This is a genomic window from Methanosarcina sp. DH1 (assembly GCF_020804205.1).
In the GTDB taxonomy this organism is placed as follows: Archaea; Halobacteriota; Methanosarcinia; order Methanosarcinales; family Methanosarcinaceae; genus Methanosarcina; species Methanosarcina vacuolata.
In genome coordinates, this window is record NZ_WJBJ01000019.1 from 190,561 (window position 1) to 205,498 (window position 14,938).

Annotated in this window: 13 protein-coding genes and 1 CRISPR repeat array (1 of these 14 cut by a window edge); all 13 genes read left to right on the forward strand. The window is 37.1% G+C overall.

Annotated features, from left to right (window positions below; translation table 11 throughout):
• Positions 1–1,693: a CRISPR direct-repeat array (repeat unit 37 nt; unit sequence GTCGAAAAGTAGCTTCCACGAAAACAAGGATTGAAAC); it begins 4,060 nt to the left of the window's first position.
• 349 nt (positions 1,694–2,042) lie between these two features.
• Positions 2,043–3,137 carry a reverse transcriptase domain-containing protein gene (locus FXW07_RS09735; RefSeq protein ID WP_229395259.1) on the forward strand — a complete coding sequence of 365 codons (1,095 nt, stop codon included), beginning with the start codon at positions 2,043–2,045 and terminating at the stop codon, positions 3,135–3,137.
• A gap of 60 nt (positions 3,138–3,197) precedes the next feature.
• Entirely contained in the window at positions 3,198–3,950 is a 753-nt protein-coding gene (locus tag FXW07_RS09740; RefSeq protein WP_229395260.1) for a CRISPR-associated endonuclease Cas6, read from the forward strand.
• Positions 3,951–3,992: 42 nt separating this feature from the next.
• The gene (gene cmr1 / locus FXW07_RS09745) at positions 3,993–5,111 is read left to right on the forward strand and encodes a type III-B CRISPR module RAMP protein Cmr1 (protein WP_229395261.1); all 1,119 of its coding nucleotides are present in this window, start codon (positions 3,993–3,995) and stop codon (positions 5,109–5,111) included.
• Positions 5,108–7,018, forward strand: coding sequence for a type III-B CRISPR-associated protein Cas10/Cmr2 (cas10, locus tag FXW07_RS09750; RefSeq protein WP_229395262.1), 1,911 nt, complete (start codon positions 5,108–5,110; stop codon positions 7,016–7,018). The genes cmr1 and cas10 overlap by 4 nt, the downstream gene beginning before the upstream one ends.
• A complete protein-coding gene (cmr3, locus tag FXW07_RS09755; RefSeq protein WP_229395263.1) occupies positions 7,015–8,220 on the forward strand; it encodes a type III-B CRISPR module-associated protein Cmr3 in 1,206 nt (401 codons plus the stop codon). Before cas10 ends, cmr3 begins: the two co-directional genes overlap by 4 nt.
• Position 8,221: 1 nt before the next feature.
• Positions 8,222–9,172 (forward strand): type III-B CRISPR module RAMP protein Cmr4, encoded by a 951-nt coding sequence (gene cmr4 / locus FXW07_RS09760; RefSeq protein WP_229395264.1) that lies wholly within the window; start codon positions 8,222–8,224, stop codon positions 9,170–9,172.
• An 18-nt stretch (positions 9,173–9,190) separates the two neighbouring features.
• Complete coding sequence (cmr5, locus tag FXW07_RS09765; RefSeq protein ID WP_229395265.1) at positions 9,191–9,640, forward strand: type III-B CRISPR module-associated protein Cmr5; 450 nt, start codon at positions 9,191–9,193, stop codon at positions 9,638–9,640.
• The gene (gene cmr6 / locus FXW07_RS09770) at positions 9,630–10,430 is read left to right on the forward strand and encodes a type III-B CRISPR module RAMP protein Cmr6 (RefSeq protein WP_229395266.1); all 801 of its coding nucleotides are present in this window, start codon (positions 9,630–9,632) and stop codon (positions 10,428–10,430) included. Before cmr5 ends, cmr6 begins: the two co-directional genes overlap by 11 nt.
• Positions 10,431–10,538: 108 nt before the next feature.
• Positions 10,539–11,270: a putative CRISPR-associated protein gene (locus tag FXW07_RS09775; protein ID WP_229395267.1), complete on the forward strand. Its 732-nt coding sequence runs from the start codon at positions 10,539–10,541 to the stop codon at positions 11,268–11,270.
• Positions 11,271–11,280: 10 nt separating this feature from the next.
• Complete coding sequence (locus tag FXW07_RS09780; protein WP_229395268.1) at positions 11,281–12,207, forward strand: hypothetical protein; 927 nt, start codon at positions 11,281–11,283, stop codon at positions 12,205–12,207.
• Between the two features lie 180 nt (positions 12,208–12,387).
• Positions 12,388–12,870, forward strand: coding sequence for a hydrolase (locus tag FXW07_RS09785; RefSeq protein ID WP_229395269.1), 483 nt, complete (start codon positions 12,388–12,390; stop codon positions 12,868–12,870).
• A 160-nt stretch (positions 12,871–13,030) separates the two neighbouring features.
• Positions 13,031–13,498 carry an OsmC family protein gene (locus FXW07_RS09790; protein ID WP_229395270.1) on the forward strand — a complete coding sequence of 156 codons (468 nt, stop codon included), beginning with the start codon at positions 13,031–13,033 and terminating at the stop codon, positions 13,496–13,498.
• 159 nt (positions 13,499–13,657) lie between these two features.
• Positions 13,658–14,797, forward strand: a complete 1,140-nt coding sequence (locus FXW07_RS09795) for a methyltransferase domain-containing protein (protein WP_229395271.1) — start codon at positions 13,658–13,660, stop codon at positions 14,795–14,797.
• The last annotated feature ends 141 nt before the right edge of the window (positions 14,798–14,938 follow it).

A 14,938-nucleotide genomic window follows, 5' to 3' on the forward strand; every position in this document is an offset into this window, starting at 1 on the left:
CCACGAAAACAAGGATTGAAACCCAGGAATCGGTATAAGAATAGAACCTCCGGCAAAGAGTCGAGAAGTAGCTTCCACGAAAACAAGGATTGAAACTTATGGTTTCCTACTCGTTGTCAACAAGCAGTGTGGTGATGTCGAGAAGTAGCTTCCACGAAAACAAGGATTGAAACAAAAATATAATTTGGATAACAATTACATTCTTTAGGTCGAAAAGTAGCTTCCACGAAAACAAGGATTGAAACTTCATATATTCCTTGCTTTTCACAACAACTATAGAAGTCGAAAAGTAGCTTCCACGAAAACAAGGATTGAAACTGTTATATTTTTATTCACTTCATCACCTTTTCTAGTCGAGAAGTAGCTTCCACGAAAACAAGGATTGAAACGGCAACTGCTCTTGCTGCCTGTGTCTCGTCTACTTGTCGAGAAGTAGCTTCCACGAAAACAAGGATTGAAACTAATAGAAAGAAATATCTTATTATGATCACCTCTTTTGTCGAGAAGTAGCTTCCACGAAAACAAGGATTGAAACCGTATTTTAATCTTAAGTAAATCCATGCAAAAATAGTCGAGAAGTAGCTTCCACGAAAACAAGGATTGAAACATCTTTTGTTTTAAGTCCGTTTATTGTTTTTGTTACGTCGAAAAGTAGCTTCCACGAAAACAAGGATTGAAACCAATATTACTATCGGTCTTCTTGTTTTCCTATACAGTCGAAAAGTAGCTTCCACGAAAACAAGGATTGAAACATCAAAATCTCTCAATAACTCGGCTAACATTATAGTCGAAAAGTAGCTTCCACGAAAACAAGGATTGAAACAACAGACAGGTGTCGACATCACCGGCAAGACTGAAGTCGAAAAGTAGCTTCCACGAAAACAAGGATTGAAACTACTTTATAACTTTCATCGTATCACCTTTTTATTTAGTCGAAAAGTAGCTTCCACGAAAACAAGGATTGAAACCAAGTATTTTTAAGTAAGGCATTAAGCTCCTTAAGTGTCGAAAAGTAGCTTCCACGAAAACAAGGATTGAAACTTTGGAGTGTTGCACATCCTGCAGATATCCCTACAAGTCGAAAAGTAGCTTCCACGAAAACAAGGATTGAAACATAAAACTGTTGCCTTTAGAGAAAATTTTTGTTTTGTCGAAAAGTAGCTTCCACTAAAACAAGGATTGAGACCTGACATATTCATAATTTCAACCCCTAGTGCTTCTGAAGTCGAAAAGTAGCTTCCACTAAAACAAGGATTGAGACTTTAGAAGCCCCATTTCCTTCAACAAGCTATTCGCAAGTCGAAAAGTAGCTTCCACTAAAACAAGGATTGAGACCTTTAAGAACGTATATAAAAAAACTTGCTACGGCTGTCGAAAAGTAGCTTCCACTAAAACAAGGATTGAGACTCCCAAGCATTGCCACAATGCTCATCTCCCCGTGTCGAAAAGTAGCTTCCACTAAAACAAGGATTGAGACTGCATTGACGATTAGTTTTGTTATTTTTTTTCCAGTCGAAAAGTAGCTTCCACTAAAACAAGGATTGAGACTAGAAGAAATATCAACACTGACACTTCCACATGACGGTCGAAAAGTAGCTTCCACTAAAACAAGGATTGAGACATAATTAAAACTCATTTTATTCCTCCGTATAATTTGTCGAAAAGTAGCTTCCACTAAAACAAGGATTGAACCAGTTCCTTGCTCTCCGTAGTCGGTGTCTGGGTAAAGTAATAAAACAACAACCGCCACTGAAAAATGGATTGAATTCCTCGCTCGTTTTTATATTTTTGGTTTTTATATATATCAAAAGTCTATTTCTATCGAGAAGTAGTTCACGAAAAAGTATCGAGTCCTTTACTTCGGAAAAAAGCCGAATTCTTCGCAGCTAAATATATCAAGTTCCGTAGATGATTGAAAATTAAGAATCATTTACGGAGGTATCTTAATCCAGAAGCAAAAACTGGCCGAAATTCAACTGAAACTGTATAATAAAGCGAAAAGAAAACCTGAAAAGCGGTTTAAAAAGCTTAAAAAACTGATTTTGAAAGACGAGATCCTGTACACCGCCTGGGGAAATTTAAACCGGAATACAAAAGGCACTGGTTTTGATTCTCTTACTATCCGGCAGGTAGAGGCTTCAGGGGTCGAAAACTTCATCCGTTCAGTAAAGAAAGAGCTTAAAAGTGAAAAATACGCTGCTGGCGAAGTGAAAAGAGTCGAAATTCCAAAAAAGAACGGGGAAACGAGACAACTTGGAATTCTTACTTTAAAAGACCGGCTTGTCCAGGGAGCTGTAAAACTCATTCTTGAGCCTATTTTTGAAGCTGATTTTGAAAACTGCTCCTATGGCTACCGTGCTTACAGGTCTGCAAAACTCGCCAGCCTTGAAGTTTACAAATGGCTTGAAACCGGTAACGTCCATTACCTGAAGGGAGATATTGAGGACTGTTTTGACAGCATCCCGCATGATAAGCTCATGAAAGTCCTTAAAACAAGAATAGAAGATGAGTTAATACTTTCTCTGATTGAGGACTGGCTTAAAAAAGGTTCAGTTGAAAGCAGTTCCGGAAAATATTCAGGAAAAGGGCTGCTTCAGGGTGGAATAATTTCGCCTCTTCTTTTAAACTTTTATCTTGACCAGTTTGATAACCAGTGGGCTGAAATCGGGCTGAAGAACATTGAAGGGGACTCAGTTGAGCATCTTGTGCGTTTTGCAGATGATTTTGTGATCCTTTCAAAGGAGTGGATCAATCCTGACAGAGTTGAGGCTGTTCTGGATGTACTGGGCCTTGAATTTAACAAAGAAAAGACCTATGTTGGGACTGCAGCTAATGGGTTTGAGTTCGTAGGCTTCTATTTTCAAGAGATTGTTGATGAGAAGGGGTTGGAAAGGAGTATAAAAATCATACCTACTGAGGGGTCTATTGAGAAGGTAATTAAGAGCATTGAAAGTATGAAATGTGTGGAAAAAGCAATATTTGATCATAAAAATGAAAACGGGGCTCCAGAAACTTTTGTTAAAAATATATATAATGTTGTTGACCCGTGGGTGAGCTATTACAAACATACGGATTACGCGGCTGGGCTTGAAAGAATTAAGCAAAGCGTTAACAAATGGATAAAAGAGTTTACTTAAATATAAACAAAGTATTTATTTTTGTAATAAGGCTTATCCATAAATTATCAAAATTTATTTATGTTAAAAGTAATTTATGTTAAAATAAATACAAATAAAATTAAAATGATGCTTTTTAAAAAATTCGTTGTATTTACCATGACTCCAGAAAATATTAAGCTCAAAACTCTTGAAATGACCTTTGAAGGCTCAGAAGAGTTCAGAGGGGACGCAAATCAGATACGTGGTTTCTTTGCGTCAAAATTTAATGAATACGATCATCTTCACAACCATAATACTGACAGATTTTATTATCGTTACCCTCTGGTGCAGTACAAAGTTCTTGATAGAATACCGCTAGTGGTTGGTATAAATGAGGGAGCAGAAATTCTAAAAGGTTTATTTGATAAATTTGATACGGTTACTCTTCCTCATGAGGATTTTGAAATCACTGAAAGGTCTCTGAGGCTTAAAAAACAGGATTTTGGCCTTACAAAAAACCTCTACTTTTACGAATTTCTCACTCCCTGGCTTGCCCTTAATAAAGAAAATGAAGAAAAGTTCTTTGAGACCAGAAACCCTGAAGAAAAAAAGGAAATCCTCAGGAAGACGCTTGTAGGAAATTTGCTCTCCATGTCAAAAGCTTTTGGATATGCGGTTCCCGATACCATAAAATGCGATGTTGATGTAGAAATCAGACATTCAAAGTACAAACAAATGGATTTTACTTCTTTTACAGGTGGTTTTATAGCTAATTTTTTGATTCCGGATTTTATGGGAGTGGGGAAGGGGGTTGCTAAGGGGTTTGGGACTGTGAGGAAAATAAGGATGTGAATTGCTTAGGTAATGTTAACATGTGAAAACAAGGGGAAAGAAATGAGGAAAATAGAATTTAAAGTTAAGTTTATCACGCCATTGTTAATAGGTGGAGCAAATCCTCGAGAGGCAGATCCTTCTGGATTAACAGGAAAAGCTCTAAGAGGCTGCTGGCGCTTCTGGTTCAGAGCAATAATGGGGGGCATTTTCGGAGACATAAAAAAAGAGGAATTATTATTTTTAGAAAGCAAAATATTTGGAAGCCCTGATGCTAAAGACCCACATGGGAAGAAAATTGGTGCGAAGTTTAGAATGATTATCGAAGTAGAAAATGAACTCCCAGATAAAGAAATAATACTTGGCTTCAATTTAATTTGCAAAAAATGTAAAGGTCATGGGTGTGATAAGTGCAACCATAAAGGAAAGACAAAAAAGGTGGCCACAAGCCAAGGTCTTCTTGAAAATTCTTCATACAAAATACAGATTATTCCACGCAATACGATGTCTGAAAATGAGTTAAATATTCTATTTTCTACCATATGGGTATGGGGCAATCTGGGTGCAGTAGGAAAAAGGGAAAGAAGAGGATTTGGCTCTCCAATAATTGGTCTTAAAAATGAAGATAATCTCGAAAATAAAAATAATCCGTTTTCTTTGTACCTAAAAGAAAAAGAAATTAAACTCCCTATAAAAAATACCTTTGACTATCCTGAGGAGATTGAGGAACACCTCCAAGAGGGTTTGAGCTTAGTTTGGAGTGTTTACAATCAATGGATTAAAGAAAATGGTTTTACGAATAGAAAATTATTTTTAGATGTTTCCGGAACAAGTTCCCCGAAAAGTTCCCCGTTCTTCCTTTTGCGAAGTTGTGAGCAAATATTTGTTGGGAATGCAGGTTTCAGTACAGTAAATGATGCAATTACCAAATTTCATGGAAAGTCAAATTGTGATGGTTTAGGATGGGCAGAAAATAAAAAACGTATGGCATCCCCATTGTTTATTAGGTTTCATAAAGTACATGAGGGAAACACCGAGAAACTTTTTCCTTTGATTAGTTGGTGCCAGCAAAAAAATGTCGAGATGCGAGACCCAGATAATTGCGCATTAGTGTATCTCAAAAAAATGAAGATAGATGGGAAGAACATTTTTGTCAATAATCTGAATGGAGGCACCCTATGAATGAACTAATCGAACAAATGAAAAACTATGGAAATGAATTTTACCTTCTTAGAGTTTCTATTGGACCTGTTCAAGAATTCATCAGTGAATCTAGGAAAACAAGGGATCTCTACATCGGAAGTCGTTTACTTTCTTTAGCTACATTCAAAACCATGAGGCCAATATTCGATGCATATGGTTTAGAAGCTATAATTTATCCACATATAAAATCTTCAAAAGAACGTTTGTCTTCTCTTCCAAATATTTATATGGCTGTTATCCCAAAGTCAAAACTAGATGAAATGCTTTCTCGGATGAAAAATGGATTAAATAATTTTTGGGACGAGGTGCAACAAAAAGTCAACGAGAATTTACCTCTTGATTGCAAGGGATATTACGGCCAGAAAATTAGATCTCCATTTTATATGAACTGGGTGGCAGTTCCTGTAACAATTGAGGAACTAAACAATACATACAAACCAAAAGTAAAAGAAATTATCCATTTTTTTAATGAGAGAAAAGTAACAAGAACTTTTGATTCATGGGAAGGAAGTTATGTTCAAAAATGTAACCAATGTGGGCACAGAGAATATTCACCAGAAATTTATTTAAGTATCCAAAAAAAATTCAAAAATAGAATAAGAGAAAATGAAATACTATGTTCAGTCTGTTTATTGAAAAGGCTCCTTAATCCAAAAGATATAGACGTGCCCGACCAAAAGTTTGACTCAGTAATGGACGTTTCAGCAGCAATTGCAAAAAAATTAATGGAAAAGGGCAAAAAAGAAAAGCATGAGATCAAAGAATTTACAGATAACGTCGATCGAATTGGAAAAATGATTGGGAACACACAAAAAAATGGGGAGTACTATTATGAAGATTATTTAAATTATGATTTTTTCAAAAAAGAATATGGGATTGCCGATGATCCAGAATTCAGAGAACTCTGTGACGATACCAAGTATAAATTACGTGCTGCTTATGAATCTCTTGGGATAAAAGAGCCATCAAAATATTATTCCATTTTGATGATGGATGGCGATAACATGGGGAAACTCATGTCAGGAGATGTAAAACTTACATCAGGAGAAGTTCTTAAAGATACTAATTTTACCCTGGATTTTCAGAAAAAACTTAGTGAAATTCTATCATATACCGGATCAAATACATCAGAATTGATAAAGAATCAGGATGAGGGTAATGGTCTTTGCGTATATTCTGGAGGAGATGATCTCCTTGCTTTTCTTCCTCTAGAAACTTCTCTTTCGACAACTAATAAATCCAGATCCTGTTTTATCGATGAATTCAGGAAGTCAAACATAAAACAAACTTTCAGTGCCGGAATTGTTCTTCTTCATCATAAGGATCCTCTCCGTAGGGGTTTAGAAGACGCTAGGCAAAGTGTTGAAAAGGCAAAAGGAGTTTTCAAAGACAAGGATGCTTTCTGCATTACATTAAGACTATTCTCAGGGTCTGTTGTTGCATGGATTTATAAGTGGGAAATCAATGTCCCAAACCTTCAAGAATTAGACTCTATCAAAGTTCTGGATGTCTTGAGATATTTTGTTTCATTTATGCTTGAAGATTCGGAAAATAAATTGAGTCCAAGTTTTGTTCGTGACTTCATGGAAGAACTTACCTCTTTTTACAAATATAACGAAAACAAGTCCACGTGGAGCTTGAATGAGAAGATGTTTAAATCAGAGTTTTGGAGATTGCTAAAGCGCCATATGCCTTCAGAATCAAAGTTATGGAAAGAAGAATTTAGAGATGGAATTCTTACTCTGGACTTAATTGCGGAATCATTTGTTTACATGGCAGACCCTGAAAAGAACAAACAAGTTAAGCATACAAAAGAAAATTTTGAAAACTTTCTCCAAATAGCTCTGTTCCTGGTAAGAGAACAGATAGGAGGTGACTTTAAGTGATCCAGATCGATCTCAATCCCCTTGATACACTTTTTTTCAGGGATTCCAACTCTTTTGATGCTGGAGAAGAAACAACGGCAGATTTTAATTTTCCTTCCCCTCTAACGTTTTATGGGGCAATCGGAAACGCTGTACTTGAAAATACTCCCGAAAACAATAGAAGAAAATTTATTCATGGAGCATATGAACATCCTAAGCTTGGGAAATATGATGAAAAGCTTGTAGATACACCTATGAAAATCAAAGGTCCGTTCCTGCAAGAAGGTGGCAAGATATATTTCCCATCTCCTGAAAATCTATGGATTGAATCAACAAAACGTCCTTATGTGCCTCATGTACTATTGCCTTATGAAAAAGAGGAATTGGTGTGGGACATCAATGATGAAATATTAAAACCACTAAAACTACCAAAAAAGTCAGATGATAAAACATTAGATCTTAAACGATTAGATGAATATATTCCTCTCAAGGAATTGACCAAATACCTTTCTGGAAAACTTAATTCTCTTTCAATTCTTAAATCCAAAGCAGAAGATTCGTTTTTTGAAAAAGAAATCAAGTATGGTCATGCGATTTCAAAGTGCTCGAAAACCCCTGAGGAACATTTTCTTTATACTGCCGTCCACCTGCGTTTCAAAGATCAGCTAAGGAAGCGAAACTATATACAATCTGGTTTTACGGTGTTTGTGGATGGTATAAAAGAATCAGATCTACCCAATAAAACAATATCACTTGGAGGGGAAAGAAAAAGAGTTTCAATTAAATATGGAAATAATATGATAGTTCATGAACAGTCGGAGATTTTATACGAAATTCAACGCGAGCAACCGAAGATTTTAGATGAAATTCAACGCAAAAAAAGGTTTTTCGTATATTTTGCAACTCCAGCAATTTTCAAAAACGGATGGCGTTTAGAACTGCCTTCTGAATTTAGTGATGCTGCCCTAGTCGGAGCGGCAGTTAACAAACCACTCTACATAAGTGGTTGGAAAAGTGGATGTAAAAACAACAAAGATATTTCGGGAGGGAAACCAAGGCCCATCAGGAAAGCAGTTCGTGCTGGTAGTGTTTATTTCTTTGAGGCAGAATTTTGGAGCAAAGAAAAATTCAAAGATTTTGTTGATAAATATCATTTCCGAGCTAGTTTATCTGACGAATATTCCAGTGCTGGTTTCGGTATAGGATTAATAGGGTGTTGGTAAAATGACACAAGATAATGAACTTCCTGAATATGAAATAATGTTTGTAAACGTGGTTACACCTCTTCATAATGGTTCTGGAGAAGGACTAGGATTTGTAGATAACCCGATTTTACGTGAAAGAACGACACAATTCCCTATCATCCAGGCATCCTCGATAAAAGGGGTACTTAGAGATTCATATGACGAAAGAGGTTCTCCATATGTTGAGTTATTTTTCGGCCCTCCGCCTGGAAAAGGAGAAAAACATTCCGGCGCAATTTCTTTTGGCGATGGACAGATTCTTGCATTTCCCGTAAGATCTGTTAGGGGATGCTTTGTGTGGATAACCAGCCCACATGTACTTTGGAGGTTTTATGAGAAACTTTGTTTGATGAGGCTAGAAACTCAGTTTCCAAAAATCAATGACTCAATGAAGCAAATTCATTCCGGTCTGAAAAAGGCTATGATCTGTCCTTCTGGAAAAAATGAGCTATGCATGCAAAAAGAAACTGAAATTTTCCTAGAGGAATTTCCTGTAACTTTTGTGGAATCGGTGGAAATAGAAAATATTGCAAAGGTTATTGGAGAAAAAGTATATGGAAATGTTGAAGATAGTTTCTTGAAAAGTGAATTTGAGAAGAAACTTGTTTTATTGGATGATGATACATTCAGATATTTTATTACCAACGCCACAGAGATAGTTCCTAATATTAGAATAGGGGACAGTGGAACTACTAAAGATGGTTCACTTCGTTACACAGAGTACCTTCCATCGGAAACCATTATGTACAGTACCTTGATTTTCGAAAAATCCAGAAAAGAAGACCAGCCTTTGAAAGCAACAGATGTTAAACGTAATTTTACGAAAAACCCGCCTTTAACAATTCAAATTGGGGGAGATGCGACCATAGGAAAGGGAATCGTCAAGCTTTCATTGCCAAGCCTTCAAGCAAATAACCTTGCTGACAAATAAAGCTAAGGGGAAAATGAAATGATAGTTGATAAAAATCTGGATCATGGACGAGCAGAGTATGCATATGCATGTATAGAAGAAATCGAACATATTAAAGAAATTAAAGGAATTAAAGACAAAGGAGTTGAAATTGAAAAAAGGTATCATAGCGCAGTTAGATCTTCCGGTGCTTTAATCCAAAAATCAGGACTGATGCAAACTCTGTCGTTTTATATTAGCAAGACGAAAGATGAAGAGGATGGATGCGAAAATAAAGGCTATACTCACTATGAACTTCTTGCAAAACATATCTTGACGTGGATTTTGGACAATAATGGAAACGAAGAACCATTAAAACTTTATCGATCTCTTCTGGATTATACGGATGAAGAGATTATACAAAAAACTCAGGAGTCAAAGGCTCTTATACTCTGGCTCAAAAGATTCGCAGATGCAATGTTGATAAGTGGGGATAATAATGTTGCTTGAGAATTCTCAATGGATAAAAGATGTAAATTATGTGGGAGAAATCTCAACTTCAGAAAAAGTAAATCCATCTCTGATTTTTGACAAGTATTTTCTATGGGGAGTTACAGGAGATGGTTTTCCAACTTCCACTCCAAACAGGAAAAACTACAAAATGACTCATCTTGAAAAAATAACAAAGTATAAAATTCCTCTAGGTACTGCTCAGTACAACCTTCTTAAAAATAGAAAGAATTCCCTCCCAAGAACAACTTCATTTTCCTTGTATACCAATACCAGAGTTATAGTCAATCATGGGGGAGAATCAATTCTTGAAAATTCAATTTCTATTCATCCTTATTATGGATTCCCTACAATCCCAGGGTCTGCAATTAAGGGTGTTACTAGGCACTACAGTGAAGAGTTTGAGACTCTCGATAAAGATTTGGAAAATAAGATTTTTGGAAATTCGCCCACGGAGAAAAACTCTCAACAGGGAAGTATATTCTTTTTAGATGCATGGCCTAAAAATATAGATCAAAAAAACTTTTTTGAACTGGATGTTTTCACTCCACATTATCAGGAATATTACCAAATAAAGAAATTGCCACGCGATGATCAAAACCCAGTCCCTGTTTACTTCCTTGCAGTGAAAAAAGGAGTTGAATTTGAGTTTGCAATCGCTCCTTCTTTAGGATGTAGCAAAGAAAATTTACAAGAAGATCTTAAGCTCGTAAAAGGACTCATTACAAATGCACTGAAAACATTTGGAATCGGTGCAAAAACGGGTTCAAGTTATGGTTACTTTAAATAAAAAAAGGTGTGTTGGATGCCAAGAACAATAATTACAACCTGTGGCACTAGTCTTTTCAAATCATGTTGCTGGAGCCATGGAGAACTTTGCAACGATTCTCTCACAGAGATGAAAGATGAACAAGAAAGGATGGAATATGAATTAGTGTGCAACAGTAAACTGAAACAGGCTTTTGTAGACAAAAAGGAGCTTCATAAAGATTTTGAGCGTTTTGCTTGGGATGAATTATATTTAAAAGATTTGCCTGCTGAACTTGCATCACTAAGGGCTATACAACTTTGTTTAGAAGACATAGAAAGTAAACCACATCTCAGAGTGGATGACAAGGGTTCTATCTCTAGTCTACACACTAGGCGGCGGAAGCCAGAAAATGAACTACCTCTTGGAGAAAATGACAGAATTATTTTACTGCACTCGGATAATGAAGAAGGTAGATACTGTGCAATGACAATATCAAAAATTTTGGAAGATTATGATTTACTTCCAAGGGTACAAATTTGTGATCCCTGGGAAGTGAGAGGACTTGATCCGAATGACTTATATCAGTTTGAAAAAGCTCTAAAGAATATATGGAAAGACTTAGTTTCAAAATTTGATGGTAGTAATGAATATATTTTCAATCCTACTGGAGGTTACAAAGCTCTTTCAATATTGTTTGGGGCTGCAGCGTATCACTTTTCAAAAGTGAGGGTATTCTATCTACATGAAAACACGAATTATAATGAAATCTCCGAAATTTGGTTTAACTCTACCGGAGACCCCAGCGAATGGTTGAATGCTTGTACGCATGATATAAAAACTCCCAAATTCAAGCCTAGTTTTGGTTCACCTATCTTATGAATGTGATTGAATGATAGATATATATAATCGGATAGATGAAGCAAAGTACGTTATACAGATACTGGACATTTTAAAAGATGTATGGCCTAATCAAAAGAATTTACATGAAATCCCAAATAGTGCGCCTCCAAATCCTGAAAGTGCCTATGTTGCGAGAAAACTTGCATTTGAAGACATAAGAGACAATCGCGAAAATTTGGTTCCTATAAAAGATTCTTGGCAACATTACTGGTTTAGTTGTTGTACTAGTGACAAATGTGACTTTGTCTTTAAATTATTAAAATCTAAAGGTGTAGATAGAGAAGATGACCTTAAGAAAATATGTAGTCTTGAAAGTGATTTATTTCACAAATTAGATGACGAGACAAAGCAGCCTTATATTGATTTATGTATTAGTTATTTACTCAAAAGATACAACATATCCGACTCGCGAGAGATATGGAAGAGGTCACCAAAAAAAACTTTCGTAGTTCGTTTACAACTATTTTTACTACGTTTAGTCGCTTCAATCCTTGTTGGATACATAGTAATTGCAACATCAAGTGAAATTTGGGATTTTGCAAACATTAACCAACCTAACCAACCACTTTTTCTTTTATTATATTCCTTCGGTTTTCTTATTTTATCTTATATTTACTTACTTTTTGAATGCCTAAAAATAACCCAAGGAACTATAAATTCCCGGATAGCATGTAAAAGAGCCTTTTCTGTTCTAGAAAGTGGCATTATTTATTCACTAGCCGCTTTAATTATATTTAGACTAATTTATTTTCTCCAAATGCTTTGTACTCTTGAGACTGTTCATGAAACATTTTTGTCTCATGTCTTCGATGTAAGCTACATATGCCGGTTAATATTCTATGCAATGTTTGCATTCTTTATAGGAATAATTATCCAGTTATTATGGGAGGAAAAAACAGTTTCTGAGCCTTTTTGAAAGCTATAGTCCTTGGATCAATCAAAGTTGCTATGGCACGAAATACTGCTAAAAATAATGTATATTCGCGCCATCTAATAATCTCATTTTTATCGAGAAACAACTTCTATCAAAAAGACCAACATAAAAACCAAAACCTAAAATAACCCCCAAAGTCATTACTTAACAGGGTGAAAAATTATGACCACCAACCTCGAAACTCCTGAATGTTGTCCTCGTTTTGACCCAGCCCCCTGGGACGGAAAATTGTTTGAATGGAACAATAAAAGTTTCATCAAGGACTCGGTTACCACGCAGTTTTACATGCCTCTTAATTTTGGAGAGGTAATAGTGCGGATGATCGAGAAAGTTGCCAGGGCAGGAGCAGAAATGCCGGACCAACTCTGTTTGTCAGACCACACCTCAGAAAGCAACATGGACCTTTACCTGGCTGTTGATAAAGAAGTAGACGGCGCCGAAAACGTAACACTGAGCGGGAAATTTTTGAGCAAAGTCTATGAGGGAAACTTTGAAAAAACAGGAGAATGGTGCCAGGACTTTGAAGCCTACGCAAAAAGCCAGGGTCTGGAAATCAAGAAATGGTATATGTGGTATACCACCTGTCCCGCCTGTGCCGAAAAATACGGGGAAAACTACGTCGTGATCATTTCTGAAGTTGAATAAAAACAAAGTAATAATACCGGTGATTTGCTTCTCAGTGATTTGAGATGATATAACGTATTACAAAGACGGTCATTTACATAGCGAAATCTCCCGCTTGAAACGATAAAGCAAAGATAATCTCAGCAAGTATTGGAATTTAGGAATAGAATGAGGTGTTTGCATGCCCGAGAACAATCCTCCTATAACTATATTATATGAAGGTGGAATGCAGTTTGTTGCAGAGAATGGAACTGGATGCAAAATTCCCGTAGAACCGGCTGTTTCTATGGGTGGAAGCGGTAAAACCCCAAATCCGGTAGAGTATCTGGTTACGGCTCTTGGTAGTTGTGTAGGTATTATTATGATCATGGATTTTTCCAGGAAAGGCTTTAAACTGGACTCTTTTACAATGAAGATCGATGGTACCAGGAGCAAACTCTGCGATTGCTTCTTTGAAAAGCTCCATCTTGTATTCACTCTTTCCGGAGACATGGATGATCACACAGTCGCTGAGGTGATTCAGGATACGATGCATACCTGTCCTATTGCGGCGATGTTTAAACAAACAATGGAAATTACCTGGGAATACCAGATTATAGATCGGACTCACGCACTTGAGGTACAAAATCAAGCACATTGGGCTTTGTGACTGGTTTAATGTTTTAGACAGTTGAAGGTTTAATGCTATTGATTTCTCATTTCAACCGCGTAAGTCCTGATAGAATGAGATTCGGGAGCAACTTCAGTTAAAAAACTAAAAATATTGAATTCGACTCATTTCAAAAAAGCAACCCGTTTAAAAAGCTGTTTGACCGTAAATGCTGGCCAGGGACTTAAACTAAGGATTTTACAAACCTCTCTATTTCAGTTGCCTTTAAATCTCATAAACTATCTACTACTCCTGATCGACGTGGCACGGAGAAAACAATTTGAGAAGCCCCTGTATGGGGATAAGGAAAGCCTGCGCTTTGCAACCCCTGAGCCAATTGCCCGCTACAGGGCGCAGCGTTTAAGATCAAAGGTTCTGGCTGACATTAGCTGCGGGATTGGAGGTCAAACCGTCTTTTTTGCCCAGCAGTGCGAGTTCGTATATGCAGTAGAAATCGACCCCCAAAAAATCGAGTATGCAAAACAGAACTGCGCAATGTACGGTCTTGACAACGTGAAATTCATTTGCGGGGACGCCCTTGACCCGAAAGTCATAGAGCAGATCCCGGCTGTTAATGTAATATTTTCTGATCCCTTCCGCCCAGCCGAAGAAAGCGAAAGGCATGTCTCAAGCCTTGAGCCGGGAATTCCGAATGTGCTGGCTGCTTACGGTGAAAAAACCCGAAATTTTGCTTTTGAAGCTCCGCCCCAGATGCCGCCTGAAAGGATTCCTTTTGACTGCGAAAAAGAATACATCTCGCTTGACGGGCAGCTCAACCGCCTAACCCTTTACTTCGGCGGGCTGAAGCAGTATGACAGAATGGCTGTATCTCTGCCTGCAGGCGAAGGGCTGGTCCCAAAATATGGTCTCCCGCAGGTAAGGGAAACTGACAAAATGAAACTTAACGCCTACGAGCCTGAACCGTCAGTAGTTGCAGCCGGACTGCTGCCTGAGCTTGTGGAATCAATGATGCAGGTGGCAGGGCCTTTTATGGGGGGTTTCGAGCTTTTCAGAGTTGACAAAAAAAGGCTTTTATTGACCTCGGATGCCCTGATAAAACAGTCCATGATCAAAAATCATTACCTCGTACTGAAAGTCTGCCCTTTTGAACCAAAAGAGATCAATAAATTCCTGAAAGGCCAGAATATTGGGAGTGTTGTGCTCAGAGCAGGCGTAAAGCCGGAAGATTACTGGGAAGTGCGAAACGAGGTTGAAAAAAGCCTTGAAGGAAATAAAACCGTGCACCTCTTTGTAAAAGACGGGACTGCGGTCCTTTGTGAAGTTATCTTTAACGATTAATTGAAAAATAATTGAAAGAAGAAGTAAAACAGATAAAAGAAGAAATTGCCGGGAATTTAAAACCCGACACCTTTAGACTTTTGTTACATACTTCCTTCTTTCAGACTTACTTACATACTTCCTTCTTGAAGGCTTACTTAG